Origin of the sequence: Hydrogenispora ethanolica, from assembly GCF_004340685.1 — a bacterium.
Lineage (GTDB): Bacteria > Bacillota > UBA4882 > UBA8346 > UBA8346 > Hydrogenispora > Hydrogenispora ethanolica.
The window spans coordinates 1-21,447 of record NZ_SLUN01000046.1 but is presented as its reverse complement, the minus strand read 5'-3'; the positions used below and the strand labels follow the sequence as shown (position 1 = coordinate 21,447).

Genomic DNA, 21,447 nt, shown 5'->3' with positions numbered 1-21,447 from the left:
GGAGGAGAGCTCATGAGGGACCGTTTTCAACGGGAATTTCGTTTGGATTATCAAGAGATTGTCGCCCATATGACCGAAGGGTTTGCGTATCAGCAACTGATTTTCCAGGGCGACCGGCCGGTGGATGCGCTCTTTCTGGAAGTGAACCGGGCGTTTGCGGAGATCATCGGCCAGACCCGGGAACGGATCGTCGGCAGGCGGGGCGCGGAGCTGCTCCCAGCCCTCGGGATCGACGCCGCCGGCTGGAGCGAGCTGTATGTGCGGGTGGCGGTCGAGGGAGAGCCGCTCCGGCTGGAGGCGTATTCGACGGCGTTCGGGCGCTGGTTTCAGATCTCCGCTTTCAGCTACGAGCGGGATTGCGTCGCCCTGATTTTCCAGGATATCAGCGCTCTCAAGGAGAACCAGCTCAAGCTGGAAGAGATCTCCCACGAGTACGAGACGATCTTTAACGGTACCCAGGACGCCATCACTCTCTACGATGTCGGTCCCGACGGGGAGCTGCGCTACCGCCGGCTCAACCGCAGCCATGAATCGGCCACCGGGCTGACCACCGCGCAAGTCTCCGGCAAAACACCCCAGGAACTCCTCGGCGAACAGATGCGGCAGCTGGAGGCCCAGGGCCGGCTCTGCATCGAACGGAAGGCGCCCGTCGTTTATCAGGAAGAACTCTCGCTGCCGACCGGCGTCCGTTCCTGGTCGACCGCATTGTCGCCGGTGATCCGGGGCGGCAGGGTGGTTCAGGTGATCGCCGCGCGGCGCGACATCACCGAATTGCAGCGGACCATCCGGGCCTTGCAGGAGAGCGAACAGCGCTACAGCAGCCTCTTTGAGAACAGCCATTCGGTGATGCTGCTCATCCGGCCCGGCGACGGCCGGATCGTCGACGCCAATCCGGCGGCCTGCCGGTACTACGGCTACTCCCGGGAGGCCTTGCAGAACATGAATATCAGCGCCATCAACGCCCTTCCCGCGGGGCAAGTCCAGGAGGAGATGGCGGCAGCGGGCCGGCTGGAACGGAGGCAGTTCCATTTCCGGCACCGGCTGGCCGGCGGAACGGTCAGGGAGGTCGAAGTATTCAGCGGCCCGGTCCGGATCGGGGGCGAGCCGTACCTCTTCTCCATCGTTCACGACGTCACCGAGCGCAAGCAGGCGGAGGCTGCCCTATACGAGGAGAAGGAACGGTTGAAGGTCACGCTGCATTCGATCGGCGACGCCGTGATCACCACCGACATACTGGGGAAGGTGACGCTCCTCAACGAGGTGGCCGAGCGGTTGACCGGGTGGCGCCTGGAGGAGGCACTTGGCCGTCCGTTGAACCAGGTCTTCCGGATCATCAATGAGAACACGCGGCTTCCCTGCGAAAACCCGGTGAAGAAGGTGCTGGAGACGGGCCTCACCGCGGAGCTGGCCAATCATACCGCCCTAATCGGGCGGGACGGCGCCGAACGGAGCATCGCCGACAGCGGCGCGCCGATCAAGAATGCCGACGGACAGGTATTCGGGGTGGTCCTGGTCTTCCGGGACATCACCGAGCAGAAGCAACGCGAGGAAGAGATCAAGTTCCTGAGCTTCCACGACAAGCTGACCGGGCTGTACAACCGGGCTTTCTTCGAGGAAGCCATCGTCAATTTCGACCACCGGGAGCTGCTGCCGCTGTCCCTAATCATCGGCGACGTCAACGGCCTGAAGCTTTCCAACGACATCTTCGGGCACAGCGCCGGGGACCGGCTGCTCGTCAGGATTGCCGCGGTGATCCGGGAAACCTGCCGTCCGGAGGATTTCATCGCCCGCTGGGGCGGGGATGAGTTTGCGGTGATCCTGCCCCGCACCTCCCGGCAGCAGGCGATGGAGATCTGCGGCCGGATCAAGGAGCGCTGTGACCGCGAGCCGAGCGAACCGATCCAGCCCAGCATCGCGCTGGGCACCTCGACCAAGGTCGATATGGCGCAGAATATCCATCTCCTTTTAAAGCAGGCGGAAGACCGGATGTACCGGAATAAACTGCTGGAAGGCAAGAGCGTGCGGAACTCGCTGATCGCTTCACTGGAAAAGACGTTGTTCGAACGGAGTTTTGAGACCGAGGAGCACGCGCAGCGGATGCTGAATATCGCCCAGAAACTCGGCCGGGCGGCGGGCCTCTCCTCCAGCGAGCAGGATGAATTGAACCTCCTGGCTATTCTGCACGACATCGGCAAGATCGGCATTCACGACAGCATCCTGAGCAAGCCGGACCGGTTGACCGCCGAGGAATGGCGGGAGATGGAGAAGCACCCCGAGATCGGCTACCGGATCGCCCAGTCCTCGCCGGAGCTGGCGCACATCGCCGAACTGATTCTGGCGCACCATGAACGCTGGGACGGCCGGGGTTATCCCCGGGGCATCAGCGGCGATCAGATCCCGCGGCTGGCGCGGATCATCTCGATCATCGACGCCTACGACGTGATGACCCACGCCCGGCCGTACAAGGCGGCCATCGGCCACGACGAAGCCATCGCCGAGATCCGGCGTTGCGCCGGCAATCAGTTCGATCCGGAAATGGTGAAGATCTTCATCGCAACCGTGGACCATCGAGAGGCGACGGTCGAGAACGGTTAATCCGGCTTCGTACACATTGAAGAGAAGGCCTGGTTTAACGGCGGCGCGGCTCCGCCGGGCCGGGCCTTTTCGGGGCTTTTGTCCGGTCCAACAGGGTAAATTCGGCGCTGGCGACCGCCCGGTCGACGCTATCCCCGGGTTGATCCGGATCCCAGACGGCTCTGCCGATGCGGATCCCGAAATCGGCGGGCAAATGATAGGCCTGGCTCCAAAGCGCCACTGTCTCCCGGATCCGGGTTTCGATGGAGACGGCTCCTTGCTCATCATAACCGGTGACCAGAATGAACTGGTGGGGATCCATCCGGAAGAGCAGATCATGATGGCGGACGGTCGCTTCCAGCAGTTGCGAGAGCTCCCGGAACATTTGCTCGCCGGCGTCCGCTCCGAACCGTTCGTTGATGGCCCCGGGACGAACGATATGGATGACCCAGACATGGTATTTTTGGAGGTTGGGATGGCCGGGGGACTGGTCGCGCCGGACAAAATCGTGACAGACTTCCCGCTTCGACAACCCGGTCAAAGGATCCCGGGCGGAGAGCGCCGGCAGGCGGGAGATCATAAGCTCATAGGGATAATCCAGGCCTTCCGCCACGGCGAACCGGACGATCGACAGATAGGCCAACGCCCGGCAGAAATGGCCGCCGAAATTGGCCAGGGGATGGAGGAGACCTCCGTCCGCGAAGCTGAAGCAGAAGAACGACAGGATATTCAGGCCCAGCACGGCACAGGCGGCGCGGAAATAGGCGGGACTGCTCCGCTCCCGCATCCGCCAGACGGCGGCGAAGACTCCGGCGCTGAGCAGAATGATTCCATAGGCGCTGACGGCCGCCCAAAGGGTGAGCCCCCGCCGCGCGCCATCACCCGCGGGAAAGATTCGCCACCAGAGAACCGCAGCCGCCAGCGCCGCCGTGATCAGGCCGTAGCCGAGCGGCTGCAAGCGGCGAAGCCGGCGCTTTTGGAGCAGCAGCGGCGCGGCGCACAGGGTCAGTGCTTCGAGGAGACGCCCGGCGATGGCCAATTGGAGTGCGATAGCGGCGGACTTTTCCCCGGAACCGGAAGACAATGCGCCCACCGCGGCCAGCAGGTGCAACAGGTCAAGGACCGCCACCCAGGGCAGGGCGTTGCCGACCACCAGCAACAGATCGTGATTGGTATAAGGGTACGAACGGGTAGCCAGAAAATAGGTGAGCAGCATCGCGACGATCATGGCGATCTCGATGGCAGCGTGAAAGAGCGGATAATGGATCAGGGAAACCCCAAATAGTAGGGCGCCAACCGATCCGAGGCGGAGCATGGAGTGATAATGAAGCGAACTTTCGGGCATAACCACCCAATCCTTTTTGTGGCGCGGCAGGAACCTCCAATTGACTCCCCCGGCGCGGCCGGGCAGGTCGATAAAAGATTCCCCGCATCAAACATCCATGTTGACCCGGGCGAAAAGGAATTTGACAGAAGTTGGAATCAATCCGGCTTAAAAACGCCTCTTTCGCGGCAGCCGGCGCCGGATCTTCAAACCATAAATGAATAATTCAACGCCGTTTCAAAATATCCTTTATGGTTAACTGATGGTCCTGAAAAGTTTTTTCGGAATCCCGGATACAGGAATCTCCGGCAGAAAGATTTGACAAAATTAATTAACAGTATTAAAATTAAATATAAGAAAATGAAAGACCGGATCAAATTTTAAGGGATATGGGTGTCCGTTCCGGCATGGGAAAGGCCTTCCCCGAATATCTTTGCAGGGATGGCGGAGGAAGACGGATGTACGGCGGACATCGTTCCGGCCCGAATAAGAAAACGACGAAAGTGGATCCTAATGAGGATAAGGCTTATTCATTGGAAAAGGAGTGGACCGTAATGACGGATTTAAAAGAGATCTTCGAAGCCAGACGATCGGTTAATTTTTTTCAAGCCCGGAAAGAGCTGGCTCCCGGAGTATTGGAGCAGATCATCGATCTGGCATCACTGGCGCCGTCGGCTTTTAATCTCCAGCCGTGGGAGCTGATCGCGGTCAAATCGGAAGAGGCCAAGAAACGTCTGTACCCGCTGGCCTTCAACCAGCCCAAGATTTTGGAGGCCCCGGTCATCTTGATTGTCATCGGCGACCGCAAGGGATACGAGCCGGGCAACCCCGAATGGAACGAGCTCGAAACGATGTTGGGCGGCGATAAGGAAGCACTCGCCGGAACCCAGCAATTTGCCCGCGCCTTGTACGGGGCCACTCCGGAACGGGAGATCAAGTTCGCGGAGAGCAATGCGGCACTGCTGGCAGCCTCCATCCTGTATGCGGCCCAGTATTACGGGGTCGATTCCCATGCCATGAGCGGGATGGATTTTGAAGGGGTCAAAAAAGAATTTGCCATCGACGGCGGCAAGGAAGTGGTGATGCTGATCGCGCTCGGCTATTTCGACGATGCCAAGACGTTATATCCGCGCCGCCACCGCAAGGGTTACCGGGAGATGGTCCGCGAGGTCTGACCGTCACTGCTTAGTCTGAGTATGGGTAGGCGGAAGGAAATTATTTCAACTGAGGATCAACCTCGCTCCGCTCACCCGCCGACCGTGGCCGCTCTACGCCGCGCTTTCCGGAGTTATCCACAGCCAAAACTATTAACCACGTTAAACGGAACCGTTTATCCACAAAAATAGATGGCTCATCCACAAAAAGAGCTTGCTGAGCGACTGAGCAAGCTCTCTTATTCACAAAACCAGCTTGCTCATCCACAAAACGAGCTTGCCGAGCGACTGAGCAAGCTCTCTTATTCACAAAACCAGCTCGCTCATCCACAAAACGAGCTTGCCGAGCGACTGAGCGAGCTCTCTTATTCACAAAACCAGCTTGCTCATCCACAAAACGAGCTTGCCGGGCGACTGAGCGAGCTCTCTTATTCACAAAACCAGCTCGCTCATTCACAAAACGAGCTTGCTGAGCGACTGAGCGAGCTCTCTCCGCCTCCAAAGCGATCCGTGATTTCAAGACGCTCTCTTTCCGCTCCTCAACTCAAGTCACGTATCCGCCTAACGACGCTATTAGACGCCTTGACTTGTCTTTCAAACTCTTCGGAGTGAGCGGAGCTAGATAGGCCATCTAACGAACGAAATTGGGTTCGTTTTGCGTAGAATATTTTAAAGTGATCTTTCAAACCCATGAGCAACAAGGTTATACAGAAATGTTTTTGGAATCAGACCTAAATTCCATCCAGCGTTTGATCATTGTCACGTTGTCTAAAAACCGACCTCTCCCCAGACCCCTCCCCGGCGGTATTTCATCCGTGAACCGCCGGACTCTATCCTTCCTGGACATGGCCCGGCGAAGTTATTTCTGATGGTAAACTCGACGGGGAGGGGTGAATTGCCACAAATTATTGCCTATTTTGGGGTTTTATCTTTGGCCTAATTTCCATAGATTTAATTCACATAAAGACTTACTTTTTTGCATAAACATTGGCCCTCGTTTCAAACGATCGGCCCCTCCCCGTCGAATTAGCCGTCAGAATTTACTGCGTCGGGGAGGGGACCGGGGAGAGGTCGGTTTTGGGCTACTTCATCGCTACATTGAGCTCCCCGTTCTTTTTGGTTCCGGCTTCGCCGGGATAGGTTGAAATAAATTTCTTTAATTAGTTACTCAACTTTCGCAGATCAAATATACCAGTAAACCCTCGCAGTCTAGGGTATAGCATCATGACAAGAAATTATCTTGACCTATATAAAAATAAGTGATTGGGCTTCCATGTAAAAAAATAAACAAATGAATGTAAGCGATTGAGGGTCGATGGGGACTATTCCTGCCCCCACACCATCGGCTTTTATCGCCTTCCTGGCAAAGCCGATTTTTTGGACTTCCATGTCCTGACCCCAGGACCAAAGGGTGTAGTGGGACACCCTTTGGATTCCGCCCACTTGGATTCGGCCTTTTCCATCCATGGGGCCTCATTTTTAGGGCGTCCTGCCCCTGAGAACCGAGGTTCCAAGACCTCCTCATTCATCCGGGGTTCTAGCATGCCGCCGCCATCCCTGGCATTCCGACTGGCAACCAAGAGTAGGCTTCCGCTGACGACCGCAGGTTTTTCATCCACGAAAATATGCGTCGTCCGCCTTCATCCTTGAAGGCGGGTGCTATTGCGAAAGAAAAAGGTTCGATCGATATTTGAGTTTGATAAGAAAAACCAAAAAACGAATAGCACCCGTCTCCATGGAGGGAGACGGCGCCGCTTCTTTTCCAATGCAACGACATTACTCCTCTAGTATAGATGATTTGCGAAAATAACGAACGCTTTACCGTTTTTTCGCAAATCATGTGATTTACGATAATGTCGTTGCATAGAGGATGAAAAACAGCGGTCGGAAACGGAAGCCATAACCTGGTTGCCAGACAGATGGCCAGGGATGGCGAAGACGTTCAAGAACCGGGATGAATGAGGGAGGTTTGGAAGCCGTAGGTTCTCAGCGACAGGAAGTCGCAAAGATGAGGCCCCACGGATGGATAAGGCCGAATCCAACGGTTTTTTGGTTGCTTTTTTGCCTCAGACCCAGGAAGGGTTAAAGGCGCGGAGGCCAAGGATGGTCGGGAGCGCCGCCAAAAAAGTAACCCGCCGCCGGAACCGTGGGCCAAAATAACAAGCATCCCAAAATTCTTCCCTCTGTATTCCATATCCGATCTGCTTTTAGGCTGTTTGTCAAGGTATCTTTCTGTTTTTCTTTTCATGCTTTTGTATCCACGACTTCGACTACTTTTTTCTCTGCGAAAGTTGATTTATATAAGTTGAATTAAATATCTGTTATGCATCATGTCCCGTAAACCTTCCATGATGGATAAATTAAGGAATTTAATTCAACTTATTACCGCTGAAATAGGATGAAATAAATTCCGTTTTAATTCCATTGCATTCGGCCTTAGGAATGCAAATCTTAGTACAGAAATTATTTCATCCTATATAGTTAGAAATGGAGAGAAACCCGCATTCAAGCCGTGAGGCAAGGAAGCGGGTTTTACATTTTTGTTTTTGGGGAGCGGTGCCGCGCCTGGGCTCGCCCTCCGGCAATCCGGCCGGGAGGTGCCAAATTAAATTTTGATGAACTAACCATAATTTTTTTGGCTAAACGGCCGAAATAAATAGGGGAGAAATTACCATGCAAGGCATGACAGGAGCAGGGAATTTTTGCGCGATCGGGCCGAGATGCGGAGATAAAGAGCAGCTAAAGAATTTGACAGTTCCCCGAGGTGATACCGATGGAGCGTATGGGCAAAGTGTTGGTCGTCGATGACGATAAAGTCAATCAACGGCTGATTGAAACGATCTTAACCCCCATGGGGGTGTCGATACTCTCAGCCGACAACGGCAGCGAGTGTATCCGCATCGCCGAGCGGGACGAACCGGATGTGGTGTTGCTGGACATCATGATGCCCGGCGTGGATGGCTTTCAGGTCGTCCAACGTTTAAAAGGGCAATCGCAAACGCAGATGATCCCGATTCTGATGGTCACTTCGCTCACCGACACCCAGGCCCGGATCAAGGCGCTGGAGGCCGGGGCCGACGATTTCTTGAGCAAGCCCGTGGACGGGCTGGAATTGCAAGTACGGGTCCGTTCCTTGTTGAAGGCCAAATCCTACCACGATGCCATGGTCAACCACCAAAAATCGCTGGAGACCGAGATCGCCCGCAAGACCGCGGAACTGCGCAATTCGTATCAGGAGATCAAGACCGCCCACCTGGATACGATTTACCGTTTGGCGCGCGCCGCGGAATACCGCGATGAAAGCACCGGGGGGCACATTCACCGCATCGGCAGCTACGCCGCGTTGATCGCCCGGGCGCTTGGCATGTCCGAGGAGGAAGTGGACTGCATCACCTATGCGGCCCCGCTCCATGACATCGGCAAGATCGGGATCCCCGACAGCATTCTGCTCAAGCCGGGCAAGCTGAACGCCGGGGAGTGGGAGATCATGAAGAAACATACGCTGAACGGCGCCATGATCCTGGAAGGCTCCAGCTCGAAATATATTCAAATGGCGCAGGTGATCGCCTTGTCGCACCACGAAAAATGGGGCGGCGACGGCTATCCGCTGGGGTTGAAGGGCGAGAATATTCCCTTGCCCGGACGGATTACCATGATTGCCGACGTCTTCGACGCGCTGCGTTCACCCCGGCCTTACAAGGCGGCCTTTTCATTCGAGAAATCGTTGGCGCTTATCAAAGAATCGGAGCATTTTTTCGATCCCGCCGTTTTCAAAGCATTTTTCCGGAATATCGACGCGATTCGCGCTTACGACCTGTCTTGACCCGGCGCCAACGGCCCGGGTGCAATGAAAGCAGCCGCCACTCCTCCGGCGGCTGCCTTTTTTACTCAACTCTCACAGATCAATATACCAGTATAGCAGTAAACCCTCGCAATCATAGGGTATAGCATCATGACAAGAAATTATTTTGACATATATAAAAATAAGTGATTGGGCTTCCATGTAAAAAATAAGCAAATGAACTAAGCGACTGAAAGCCGATGGGGACTATTCCTGCCCCCACCCCCCCAGGACCAAAGGGTGTAGTGGGACACCCTTTGGAATCCGCCCACTTGGATTCGGCCTTTTCCATCCATGGGGCCTCATCTTTAGGGCGTCCTGCCCCTGAGAACCGAGGTTCCAAGCCCTCCTCATTCATCCCGGTTCTAGCATGCCGCCGCCATCCCTGGCATTTCGACTGGCAACCAAGAGTAGGCTTCCGCTGACGACCGCAGGTTTTTCATCCGCGAAAATATGCGTCGTCCGCCTTCATCCTTGAAGGCGGTTACTGTTTCGTAAGATAAAGGCTCCTATCGACTTTTGAGTTTTGGACGGGTTAAAGGCGCGGAGGCCAAGGATGGCCGGGAGCGTCGGTCCAAAAGTAATCCCGCCGCCGGAACCGTGGGCCCAAATAACAAGCATCCTGCCGTGGATCGGGGCGGGCTTTCACATTATTTCAAGGGATGATGGAATTGTCCGACAATTTGCCCGGGCCGGCAGGAAAGGCCCATTCGTTGGCGAATACTCAGAAAAAAGCTTGGAGGTGCCTCGAATGAAAAGTCAGGCTGTTCTGGAAGGATACGAACGCGCTCCGCACCGGGCGCTTTTTAAAGCCATGGGTTATACCGACGAGGAGCTGGCGCGGCCGCTCATCGCCATCGCCAATTCGGCCAATGAGATCATACCCGGCCATATTCACCTGGACAAGATCGTGGCGGCGGTCAAAGCCGGGGTGCGGATGGCCGGCGGGACGCCGATCGAGTTCGGCGTGATCGGCGTCTGCGACGGCATCGCCATGGGCCATCAGGGAATGAAATATTCGCTGGCCAGCCGGGAATTGATCGCGGATTCCATCGAGAGCATGATCCTGGGCCATGCTTTCGACGGCCTGGTGCTGGTCCCCAATTGCGACAAGATCGTGCCGGGGATGTTGATGGCCGCCGGCCGGCTCGATCTGCCGGCGATCGTGGTGAGCGGCGGGCCGATGCTGGCCGGGCAGTTCCGGGGCGAGCGGGCCGATCTGAATTCAGTTTTTGAAGGAGTGGGCGCGGTATCGGCGGGCCGGATCAGCGAGGCCGACCTGCGCGAGCTGGAGGAGACCGCCTGCCCCGGCTGCGGTTCCTGTTCCGGAATGTTCACCGCCAACACCATGAACTGTATGACCGAAGTCCTGGGAATGGGGTTGCCGGGCAACGGCACCATTCCGGCGGTGGACGCGCGCCGGATTCGCCTGGCCAAACAGGCGGGCATGCGAGTCATGGATCTGGTCCGGGAAGATTTGCGGCCGAGCCGGATCATGACCGAAGCGGCCTTCGCCAATGCCTTCGCCGTGGACATGGCCATCGGCGGTTCCACCAATACGGTGCTGCATTTGCCGGCCATCGCCCATGAGCTTGGGATCACCCTCGACTTGAACTGGGTGAACGAAATCGGCCGCAAAACGCCGCACCTCTCCTATCTCCGTCCCGGCGGCATCCACCATATTCAGGACCTGGACGAGGCGGGCGGGATCCCGGCGGTGATGGCGGTATTGCGCGAGAAGAAGCTGATCCATACCGACTTGATGACGGTAACCGGCCGGACGGTGGGCGAGAATATCGCCGCGGCGACGGTCAAGCGGCCCGAGGTCATCCACGGCCTGGAGAATCCTTACCACGCCGAGGGCGGTTTGGCGGTGCTCCGGGGCAATCTGGCCCCGGACGGGGCAGTCGTCAAACAGGCGGCGGTGGCTCCGGAGATGCTCTGCCATGAGGGGCCGGCCCGCGTCTTCGACGGCGAGGAGGAAGCCTTCGCGGCGATCCTGGGCCGGAAGATCCAGGCCGGGGATATTGTGGTAATCCGCTACGAGGGGCCGAAGGGTGGTCCCGGGATGCGGGAGATGCTCAGCCCGACGTCGGCCATTGCCGGAATGGGACTGGACAAAGAGGTGGCCTTGCTCACCGACGGCCGTTTCTCCGGGGCTTCGCGGGGCGCCTCCATCGGCCATATTTCGCCGGAGGCCATGGAAGGCGGCCCCATCGCCCTGGTCCGGGAGGGAGACCGGATCCGTATCGATATCCCGGGGAAACGGATTGATCTGCTGATCAGCGAGGCGGAATTCGCCGCGCGGCGCGCCGCGTGGACCGCGCCCGAACCGAAGATTAAAACCGGGTATCTGGGACGTTATAGCCGGCTGGTCACCTCGGCCAATACCGGCGCGGTGCTGAAGTAACAGCACCTCAGGATTCCTGAGATTACGAATATGGGCCGCCGGAATCGTCCGGCGGCCATTATCATTTATTTCATAATTTTGAAAGCCACGTCAATCCTGGATTTGCACGATCTAAATTTGGTTAATCCAGTATTGACGGCATTTTCTAGAATCAAGACCATACTTGACAATTGATATGTCATGCATTATATTAAGAACAATTCTAGCATTTTGATGAAGCCTAAACGGCCTTGTTCGCGCTTTTCGCTTCGAACCCGGCAACGCTTTCGCAAAATGCCATATCGATCTTTGAGGAAATTGAGGGATGCGCGTGAAGAATACGGGAGCGGAGATCTTACTCCAATGTTTGCAACGGGAAGGGGTCGAGGTCATCTTCGGTTATCCGGGCGGGGCGGTCATTCCGATCTATGATGCGCTGTATGATTATCCGGGTATCCGGAATATCTTGGTCCGGCATGAGCAGGGGGCGGTCCACGCGGCCGACGGCTATGCCCGCAGTACCGGCAAGATCGGCGTCTGCCTGGCCACTTCCGGGCCTGGCGCCACCAATCTGGTCACCGGAATCGCCAACGCCTACATGGATTCGGTGCCCCTGGTGGCCATCACCGGGCAGGTGGCTACTTTCCTGCTGGGGCGGGATTCGTTCCAGGAATCGGATATTACCGGGATTACCTTGCCGATTACCAAACATAACTATCTGGTGCGCGATGTCAAGGAGTTGCCCCGGGTGATCAAGGAGGCTTTTCATATCGCGTCCACCGGCCGGCCGGGGCCGGTGCTGATTGACTTGGCCAAGGATGTGACCACGACCAAGGCCAAACCGGAGTTTCCGGAGACGATCGACTTGCCCGGCTACAAGCCCAACTATGTCGGCAACGCCCGCCAGGTCAAAGAGGCCGCCGAGGCCCTGGCTGCGGCCGAGCGGCCGTTATTGTACGTGGGCGGCGGCGCGGTGATCTCCGGCGCCCAGGCTGAACTGCTGAAGCTGGCCGAGTTGACCGAGACGCCGGTGACCACGACCCTGATGGGGATGACCGCTTTCCCCAGTGCCCATCCGCTGGCCCTGGGAATGATCGGCATGCACGGGACGGCGGCCGCCAATTTCGCCGCGACCGAAGCCGATCTGTTAATCGCGGTGGGCGCGCGCTTCGACGACCGGGTGACCGGGAGGCTCGACGCCTTTGCGCCCCGCGCCAAGGTGGTCCATATCGATATCGACCCGGCGGAGATCGGCAAGAATATCCCGGTTGACATCCCCATTGTCGGCGATTGCCGGATGGTCCTGGAGATGCTGACGGCCCGCCTGACGGCGCGGCGGCACGGCCCTTGGCTGGAACGGATCCGCGGTTGGCAGGAGCAGTACCCGCTGCGCTATGAGCCGACCGGGCTCAAGCCGCAGCAGGTCATCGAGACCATCAGCCAGCTGACCGGCGGCGAGGCGATCATCTGTACCGAGGTGGGGCAGCACCAGATGTGGACCGCCCAGTTTTACCGGTTCACGCGGCCGCGCTCCTTCGTCACCTCGGGCGGCCTGGGCACCATGGGCTTCGGCTTTCCCGCCGCTTTGGGAGCGCAGATCGGAAACCCCGACCGGCTGGTGATCGACATCGCCGGGGACGGCAGTTTTCAAATGAATATTCAGGAATTGGGCACGGCGGTAGCCAGCCAGATCCCGGTCAAAGTGGTGATCCTGAACAACTTCTACCTGGGGATGGTCCGCCAGTGGCAGGAGTTCTTCCAAAACCGGCGCTACTCGGCGACGGTGCTGGAGTCCAACCCCGACTTTGTCAAGATCGCCGAAGCCTATGGAGCCAAAGGCTTCCTCATCGATGCGCCCGGCCAGCTCCGGGCCACACTGGAAGAGGCGTTCCGGACCGCCGGGCCGGTCGTCGTCGATTGCCGGGTGGACCGGGAAGAGAACGTCCTGCCGATGGTGCCCAGCAACGGGGCGTTAAACCATATGATTGGGGTGACTGAATAATGCGCCATATCATCTCCACGCTGGTAGTCCACCGTTCGGGGGTCCTGGTCCGGGTGGCCGGGCTCTTCAGCCGGCGCGGCTATAATATCGAGAGTATCGCGGTGGGCCGTTCCGAGGAGCCGGACCTGGCCCGGATCACGATCGTGGTCGAGGCCGACGATGAACAGGTCCTGGAGCAGATCGAGAAACAGCTCTACAAACTGATCGATGTGGTCAAGGTGAACGACTTGCCGGCCCGGGAATCGGTCGAGCGCGAGCTGGCCCTGATCAAGGTCAACGCCGGCTCCCAGACCCGTTCGGAGATCATGCAAATCGTCGATATCTTCCGGGCGAAGATCGTCGATGTCTCCAGCCGGGCGGTGATCGTGGAGATCACTGGCGGCGCCGAAAAGATCGAGGCGATCATCGCCTTGCTGAAACCTTACGGCATCCGGGAGATCGTCCGCACCGGCCAGATCGCCATCCAGCGGACGCCCAAAAAAACCGATAAGTAAAAAACCTCGCAAGTCGTTAATCTATGATTGATCCGAAATAGCGCTATGACAACCGGCCTTCCCAGAGGCGGCCGGAGGTCATGGCTTTTTTGTTTGATGATTATCAAGTTAGCTCCGCCATAAAGCGGATAAATGCGGGAAAAGCTTGAGATGCCTAAAAACGACCTCACCCCCCGGCCCTCTCCGACGATGGGATTCAAAGAAGCGGACTCAGCGGAGAGGGGTGACGGAGCTTGAAACTTGGGCCTCTTGAAAGCTTCAGCAAAATGGCCTAAAAGATCGGCCCGAGTTTTGGGCGATTCACCTCTCCCCGTCGAATACTTTCGTTTGTCCCAACTTTGTTGGGGTAGGGGGCTTATCCACAAAACCAGCTCGCTGATGATTATAAAGTTAAATCCGCAAGAAAGTACGTAAGCATGATAGGGATTCGATCTAGCCTTCTTCCTCTCTCTTGGCTCTCCCCGAATCGGGGAGAGTAACCACCATTCTCCGCAGCCTAAAGGCTTTTAGACCCCGGAGCCTGGTGGTTTCCCTGCCCGATTCGGGAAGGGCCGAGGGTTAGGACCATAGACGTCACGACTTATCCTTCAATCCTTTCCGTGAGTGAGCGGAGCTAACTTGATAATCATCAGCTCCGTTATTCATAAAACGATCTCTTTCAGCTCTGAATTTTACCCGATTCGACGGGAAGGGTAATCATAGCCTTTGATCTCTAAAAGCTTTTAACTTAGAAAGCATCGGTTGCTGCTTGAAAAAAGTCATAAGGCGTTGAAGGCTTCGGCTCTTCGAGTTCGAAGCCCAAGGTTACCCTTCCCCTGAATAACTTTCTTAATGATTATAAAGGTAAATCCGCAAGAAAGTACGTAAGCATGATAGGGATTCGGTCTAGCCCTCCTCCTCTCTCTTGGCTCTCCCCGGCGGTAATCCATCCATGGACCGCCGTGTTTGAACCATCCTGGTTCTGGCCCGAATCGGGGAGAGTAACCACCATTCTCCGCAGCCCAAAGGCTTTTGGGCCCCGGAGCCCGGTGGTTCCCCTTCCAGATTCGGGAAGGGCCGAGGGTTAGGACTATAGACGGCATGACTTATCCTTCAATCCCTTCCGTGAGTGAGCGGAGCTAACTTGATAATCATCACTTTCTTTAATCGGCTGCTCCGGGGAAGGGCGAGGGTCAATGTCGTCAAGCGATGATTACATATCTTGGAATTTGATTTCAACGGTGCCTACGATGTAGACGATACGCGGGCCAACCGGGGCATGAATGCCCCGGCTACAAGATGGAAGTCCGAGCCAGGACGGCTAAAGGCAAGCGGCCAGGGATGGCAGTACGCGCAGCCCCTTCCGTGGCTAATTTTCAGCAAAATATTTTATCCCGTTTTTTAGGGCCTTTCAAGGTCCTTTCGTCTTGTAGCCGGGTGATTTATCGCCCGGTTGGCGTTCAATTTCGTCAGCTAAATTTTTCCACGATAGCTTGACGACATTGGGGCGAGGGTTAGGTCCCCTTCAATCCTTTATTCAAAGTGACAGATAGCTCTCCTGAATTCGGACGGGACCTGCGGGACAAAAAATTTGTCGCTGCCCGGTTAAAAACTGTCCGTTTACGCTCCGTTCATCCAGAGTTTACAATTTTAACTGTAATGAATTGGATTTGGTGTAAGAAGAAAACAAAGGGAGGAATGAGCGGGGAACAGATGGACGATTAGAAAGACATTTCGGGGGAAAACAATTCGACACGAGGAGGACAAGAGAGTGAAAAAATTATTGGTTTTGTTTGCGTGTTTGGCTTTATTGCTGTCCATGGCCGCGGCGGCGATGGCGGCGATCGACGTCAAGGGAGATTTTCGGTATGAATTGATTAAGAATAGCGATAAAGATGGCGAAAGCAGTGTATACGATAATGCTGACCTTCGGCTGCAATTTTCAGGTAAAGCCAGTGAAACACTTGAGGCATATGTACAAGTTAGAGCTCAGTCAGGTGATAAACCCGATAAGTCGAATACGAGCCAAAACTTTTATGCCGATGAATACTATTTCACTTTTAAGCAACCGTTTGGTACTATTAAATGGGGCGCTTTCGACTATAAAGTTCATCCCAGCCGAGTGCTACTGAAAGTTTGTGATAATAATATTTTTGTTGAACGCAACCCGACTATGTTCACAGCGGACATCCCATTAGGAGATAGTGGGGTATATTCGGGATTTGGTTATGTCATCGATGGAACCAGTAGCCTCGTGTTATTGGATGATGCTTATGATTTTAAGTTGGGATATAAGACAAAATTGTACGGGGTAGAAGCTAACTATTATGAAACCAATGCAAGTAAAGCGAGTGCCGTAGATAGTCTCTTAGCTTTAGACGCTTGGTATCAAGTGACTCCAACTATTAAAGTTTTTGCGTTCTACTCAGATCCCGACTATAGCGAAACGGTAAAACCATTTAAGGCCGAAACCGCTCTTGGGGTGACTTGGGATAAGATTGGTGGATCTACTTTAAAGGCTACATACGAATATTGCGTCAGCGGCCGGGAAAAAAGCGGTGTCAAATGGGATAAGGATCCCTGGGCACTCCAGTTAATCTATACCTTCAATAACAAATTCAGCTTCGAGTACGAATTGCAGAATAAGGTCGCCGACGGCGAAAAGACCGAAGCGATTCTTCGGTCGAGAGTCAAATTCTAATAACCCGTAACCCGAATTTAGAAAAATAGACTTACAAAAAAAGCGGGAGCTTATATAGCCTCCGCTTTTTTGTGATGCAATGTTTTAATTTGTCCGGTTTGGCAAAACGAATATAAAACATTTTAGCATTAATATAATGTTAGGTAATGCTTAATAATTCCCACAAGGTTTTTTAATCTGGAAGCAGTAATATATTTTATATCACATTTCTGCCAATGCAGGCAATGACCGGCGGAAAAGATCTGCTTTTCAAACCATCACTTTTGGATCCAATACTGGTAAAAGCTAACTTGATAAGAATTCCTTTTTCATATAAAATTAACACAAAATCAAGTGCTATCTTTCCCTGATTAGAAACAACATCTTGCAACCTCTCCCGAACGGCTGGGACAAAAGTGAAGACGGTTGCGACAAAATCTTTCACCGCAAATCGGGTTACATCCTATATAACGTATTGTACTGAAGAATTGTTGCTGGAACATTCCGGAAGGTTCGATGAGGATAACTTGGATCCCTCGTATGAACTCCGGTTTGAAATAGGTAAAGGGGGGATGCGGAGAATTCTACGAGGTTTCGTTCGGTTTCAAGTTTTAGAAAACTTAAGGAGGAAAGTTTGAGAATGAAAAAGGTATTGGTTTTAGCTTTAAGCGCAATGCTCGTTTTCGGTTTCGCGTTCAGCGCGATGGCCGCTTCCGTTACCGTCGGCGGCGAAGCGAACTTTATGTATGATTTTGAAGGTACGAGCGCGGCTGGTAACGATGGGGCAAACAAGAGTGATTTCCGGATTCACATCACTGCCAATGTTAGTGATCAAGTTCAAGTTTTCGCCAAATTGCGGGTTGATGATGCAACCAACAGAGCTTCTTATAATTTCGATGGTACCAATTATACCCCAAATGGTAAAGGCTTTTACTATGACCAAGCTTGGGCCACTGTGAAATTTGACCCGGCTACCGTCAAAGTCGGCTATTACGGAATCGGTTGGGGCGGCGACAAAGATATTATCGACGCTGTCTCTGGTGATTTCAAATCCCGTACCGGTATCCAAGTTTCTGCTCCTTTTGCGGAAGGCTTTAGCGGTAAATTCTTCTACTCCACCAACTCCGGGAAAGTAAACAATTTCGATCAGACCCTCGGTGACGGTGCTTTTTTGGTCGGTGTTAATTATGACCAAGACGTTTGGGGTCTTGGCTTCCAGTATGGTGACATGAAATGGGATGAATTAACTACCTTCTCTGCTACGGTTGACAAGAGCACGGTTTATGTTGTAACCGGTTACTACAAACCGATTGACGGTATGAAACTTTTTGCAACTTATGGCGAGCACAAAGTTGAGAACAAGGCAACTGCCGATGAGAAGAACACCAACTCTATCGTTGGCGTGATTTATAATCCGGTCGAAACGCCTTGGGAATTCCGCGCCGAGTATGACCTGGATGACAGCAATGATGTGGGTAACTGGACAAAAGAGATGAATCCTTGGGGCTACCGGGTTGCTTACAAACTGAACGACAACACCCGGATCCGCTTAGACCGTGATCACAAATCCCCGACCAGCATTGAGACTTTGCTCAGACTCCAAGTTCTGTTCTAGGATTTTCACAGTACGAGACGCGGAGCTGCTCCTTTTGGAGCGGCTCCGTTTTTTATTTCCCGCTTGCCTCTCCGGGCGCGGGAACCGGGAGAGAAGAGCGGAATCACGGATTCGACGGATGGATGGATTCCATGGATAGAAACCCCAAAGAGACGAATGGTTTCTCCCTGAAATCCTTGAATCGGTGGAATCCGCGATTCGGAGTGGTCCCGGGATGGATTCCGATCTCTTTTTCGCCCTCCGATTGACAGCTTTATCGCAATCGGGTATGATTTTTTATATGCTTTTGGCATCGGAGAAGCGCGGGGGTTTCCGGAAGCCATTGCAATTCTCTTTTAGTTTGGAATATGTATTGGAGGAGTATGGGGTTATGCATGAAGACATCAAGGAGATCCTTTTTTCGGCGCCGGAGATCGCGAACCGCATTCAGGAGCTGGGAAAAGAGATCACCCGGGATTATCAGGGGAGACAGCCGTTACTGATTGGGATTCTCAAGGGAGCGGTGCCGTTCATCGCCGACCTGATGCGCGTGATCGACCTGCCGGTATCGTACGATCTGATGGCGGTTTCGAGCTACGGCGCTTCCACCAAGTCCAGCGGCACGGTGCGGATCCTGAAGGATCTCGATGCGGCGCTGGAGGGGCGGGACGCGATCATCGTCGAGGACATCGTGGACACCGGCCTGACCCTCAAATATTTGCTGGAAAATCTGCGGTCGCGCCAGGTGAATTCCTTAAAGGTCTGCACGCTGCTGGATAAGCCGAGCCGGCGCAAGGTGGCGATTCAACCGGATTACAACGGGTTTGAGATTCCCGATAAATTCGTGGTGGGCTACGGCCTGGACTACGCCGAGAATTACCGGAACCTGCCCTATATCGGAGTGCTGAAGGAAGCGGTATATCAGAAATAAATTTGACTCATGAATGTTTTTTCGTTGAAAGAAAATAAGTTTTAAGCCGTCTTTCGAATGAAATTGCTTTCAATCTGTGCGCAATATTTTAAAGTAATCTTATCCCGGCGGAGCCGGAACCAAAGCGATCGTCAAGTCCAATGGAACGGATGAAGTAAGCCCAAAAGCGACCTCTCCCCGGCCCCCTCCCCGACGCGGATAATTCTGACGGGGTATTCGGCGGGGAGGGGTCAATCGCTGGAAATGAGGCCAATGTCTAGCCAAAAAGGTAAGTTTTTGCGGTGACTTCAATCTACGAAATTCGATCTAAGGAAAAACCCCAAAATAGGCGACAGTTTATGTCAATTTACCCTGACCTCCGGTCAGAGTATATCACAACGTTTCAAGAAGTATTGCACTTGTATAATTCCAGGGCAATTGATATAATACTAATAAAAGAGGAAGAGGCGTTAGGCCTCTTCCCGGAAAAGCCCTTATTTAAGGACTTTTCCTTTGGGTGACGGAAGAGCGGCGTCGCGGGATACGGGCCGCTCTTCGTTTTGCCGGCTCCAGAGCTTTCATGACTCCGAGATACGCGGTGCAGACACCGGCCACGGCAATCAGAAACTCCGTAAGAGCCTTCAAAACTTTGAGGATTAAATCCCCTAGAACCATCCCATCCACCTCCTTTCGGCGGACTGTCAACTTACAACACCATGGGTTGTAAGCTGACACATCCGACCGAAAGGCTACTGCTTCCAAATCTCCCCAATTTTTATTTCTACTTTAACATATCACAAAACATGAAAAGGGACAACTTTCATAATATCATATCAGATTGTAAGCGACGGGTCTGAAGTTGCTCCAAGGCTCACTTGACTTCAATCGCGGATTTTGATACGATCATTGCGGGATTTCCCATCTCTTGCCTTTATTTTCATTTCGGAGGAAAGGTCCATAACATTCTTCCGGCAAGAAGAGATGTGGTTTTTCTTTTAACCCAGCGAGAATTGGTGTTGCTGGGTTGATTTATGGGAAGGCCGAGATCCGAGTATCGATAGAATAAGGGGGAGTTATCTTGTTGGAGCGCGTTTTTCAATTGAAACAGAATAAGACCACGGTTTCCCGGGAGATCGTCGCCGGTATCGTCACCTTCATGACCATGGCCTACATTATCTTTGTCAACCCGGACATCCTCGCCAATGCCCTGGGGAAAGAGTACCTGCATCCCTTGATCGTGGCGACCTGCGTGGCCGCTGGGATCATGTCGATCAGCATGGGCCTTTTCACCAATTACCCACTGGCCCTGGCCTCGGGGATGGGTTTGAACGCGGTGGTCGCCTACGGCTTGGTCCTGGGGATGAAGCTTCCCTGGCAGACCGCCATGGGCGTCGTCTTTGTGGAGGGCGTGGTCATCACGTTACTCGTGCTGACCAAGGTCCGCGAATGGGTGATGGACGCCATTCCGGTCGACCTGAAACGGGCCATCGGCGTGGGGATCGGCCTCTTCATCGCCTTCATCGGCCTGAAAAACGCCGGGCTGGTGGTGGCCGACCCCGTGACTTTCTTGACCTTCGGCAAGATTAATCCGGCCAACGGGATCGCCCTTTTCGGGCTGCTGGTGACGGCGGTGCTGATGGCCCGCAGGGTCAAAGGGGCGATTCTCATCGGCATCATTGTTTCGACGGTGACGGCGATGATCTGCGGCCTCGTCAAATGGCCGACCGAGTATGTCGCGGGCCTCAAGCCGGAATATTTCAGCACCTTCTTTCAGCTGGACATCGGTTCCGCGTTGAACGTGGGCCTCATCACCACCATCTTCGCCCTGATGATCAGCGACTTTTTCGATACCATGGGCACGGTGGTCGCGGTCGGCGAGGAGGCCGGCCTGGTCGGCAAGGACGGCAAGATGCCCCGGCTCCGCAATGTGCTGCTGGTGGATTCGCTGGCCGCGGTCTGCGGCGGGTTATTCGGCTGCAGCTCGGTGACGACCTATGTCGAGAGCGCCGCCGGCGTCGGCGAGGGCGGCCGGACCGGCTTGACCGCCGTGGTGACCGGCATCCTGTTTTTACTGGCGATCTTCTTTGCGCCGATCGTGGGGATCGTTCCCGGATACGCCACGGCGCCGGCCCTGATCGTGGTGGGTTTCCTGATGCTGGCGGTGGTGAAGAATATCCAATGGGACGATCTGACCGTCTCCATCCCGGCCTCCCTGACCATTATCATGATCCCCTTGACCTACAGCATTTCCAAGGGAATCGGCTACGGATTCATCGCTTATGTCCTGATCAAGGTTTTTTCCGGCAAGTCCAAGGGGGTTCATCCCTTGATGTACATCGCCTCGATCTTTTTTGTCATTGACTTCATCCTCTCCAGCCGGGGATGAGGATGGCCGCAACGACCCCGCCACAGGCGAGGCCGCTGAAAAAGGTTTAAATTTTCAGTGCACGCCCACAAAATGCTAAACACAAAAACCCGATTTAGAAACTTCTAAGTCGGGTTTTAC

At 54.5% G+C, this 21,447-nt stretch carries 13 protein-coding genes; 11 read left to right on the top strand and 2 right to left on the bottom strand.

Going from position 1 to position 21,447, the window contains the following annotated elements:
* Nucleotides 1-12: 12 nt before the first annotated feature.
* Nucleotides 13-2,595, top strand: coding sequence for a PAS domain S-box protein (locus tag EDC14_RS23715; protein WP_132017115.1), 2,583 nt, complete (start codon nucleotides 13-15; stop codon nucleotides 2,593-2,595).
* A gap of 34 nt (nucleotides 2,596-2,629) precedes the next feature.
* Here EDC14_RS23715 and EDC14_RS23710 read toward each other — a convergent pair whose 3' ends face one another.
* Nucleotides 2,630-3,919, bottom strand: coding sequence for a sensor domain-containing diguanylate cyclase (locus EDC14_RS23710; RefSeq protein WP_132017113.1), 1,290 nt, complete (start codon nucleotides 3,917-3,919; stop codon nucleotides 2,630-2,632).
* A gap of 533 nt (nucleotides 3,920-4,452) precedes the next feature.
* Here EDC14_RS23710 and EDC14_RS23705 point away from each other — a divergent pair.
* The 7 genes from EDC14_RS23705 (at nucleotide 4,453) to EDC14_RS23675 (ending at nucleotide 16,458) form a co-directional block, all read left to right on the top strand.
* Complete coding sequence (locus EDC14_RS23705) at nucleotides 4,453-5,073, top strand: nitroreductase family protein (protein ID WP_132017111.1); 621 nt, start codon at nucleotides 4,453-4,455, stop codon at nucleotides 5,071-5,073.
* A 171-nt stretch (nucleotides 5,074-5,244) separates the two neighbouring features.
* Nucleotides 5,245-5,664: a hypothetical protein gene (locus EDC14_RS23700; RefSeq protein WP_132017109.1), complete on the top strand. Its 420-nt coding sequence runs from the start codon at nucleotides 5,245-5,247 to the stop codon at nucleotides 5,662-5,664.
* A 2,161-nt stretch (nucleotides 5,665-7,825) separates the two neighbouring features.
* Nucleotides 7,826-8,875, top strand: a complete 1,050-nt coding sequence (locus EDC14_RS23695; protein WP_132017107.1) for an HD domain-containing phosphohydrolase — start codon at nucleotides 7,826-7,828, stop codon at nucleotides 8,873-8,875.
* A gap of 769 nt (nucleotides 8,876-9,644) precedes the next feature.
* Nucleotides 9,645-11,303: a dihydroxy-acid dehydratase gene (gene ilvD, locus EDC14_RS23690; protein WP_132017105.1), complete on the top strand. Its 1,659-nt coding sequence runs from the start codon at nucleotides 9,645-9,647 to the stop codon at nucleotides 11,301-11,303.
* Nucleotides 11,304-11,607: 304 nt separating this feature from the next.
* Entirely contained in the window at nucleotides 11,608-13,284 is a 1,677-nt protein-coding gene (gene ilvB, locus EDC14_RS23685) for a biosynthetic-type acetolactate synthase large subunit (RefSeq protein WP_243663097.1), read from the top strand.
* Complete coding sequence (gene ilvN / locus EDC14_RS23680) at nucleotides 13,284-13,778, top strand: acetolactate synthase small subunit (RefSeq protein WP_132017103.1); 495 nt, start codon at nucleotides 13,284-13,286, stop codon at nucleotides 13,776-13,778. The genes ilvB and ilvN overlap by 1 nt, the downstream gene beginning before the upstream one ends.
* A 1,750-nt stretch (nucleotides 13,779-15,528) precedes the next feature.
* Nucleotides 15,529-16,458 (top strand): porin, encoded by a 930-nt coding sequence (locus tag EDC14_RS23675; protein WP_132017101.1) that lies wholly within the window; start codon nucleotides 15,529-15,531, stop codon nucleotides 16,456-16,458.
* Between the two features lie 196 nt (nucleotides 16,459-16,654).
* Here EDC14_RS23675 and EDC14_RS23670 read toward each other — a convergent pair whose 3' ends face one another.
* Complete coding sequence (locus tag EDC14_RS23670) at nucleotides 16,655-16,882, bottom strand: hypothetical protein (RefSeq protein ID WP_132017098.1); 228 nt, start codon at nucleotides 16,880-16,882, stop codon at nucleotides 16,655-16,657.
* Between the two features lie 195 nt (nucleotides 16,883-17,077).
* Here EDC14_RS23670 and EDC14_RS23665 point away from each other — a divergent pair, with 195 nt between their 5' ends.
* The 3 genes from EDC14_RS23665 to EDC14_RS23655 all read left to right on the top strand — a co-directional run bounded on the left by EDC14_RS23665 (nucleotide 17,078) and on the right by EDC14_RS23655 (nucleotide 21,327).
* The gene (locus EDC14_RS23665) at nucleotides 17,078-18,052 is read left to right on the top strand and encodes a porin family protein (protein WP_132017096.1); all 975 of its coding nucleotides are present in this window, start codon (nucleotides 17,078-17,080) and stop codon (nucleotides 18,050-18,052) included.
* A gap of 370 nt (nucleotides 18,053-18,422) precedes the next feature.
* Nucleotides 18,423-18,962, top strand: a complete 540-nt coding sequence (gene hpt / locus EDC14_RS23660; protein ID WP_132017094.1) for a hypoxanthine phosphoribosyltransferase — start codon at nucleotides 18,423-18,425, stop codon at nucleotides 18,960-18,962.
* A gap of 1,057 nt (nucleotides 18,963-20,019) precedes the next feature.
* A complete protein-coding gene (locus tag EDC14_RS23655) occupies nucleotides 20,020-21,327 on the top strand; it encodes an NCS2 family permease (RefSeq protein WP_132017092.1) in 1,308 nt (435 codons plus the stop codon).
* Nucleotides 21,328-21,447 lie beyond the last annotated feature (120 nt).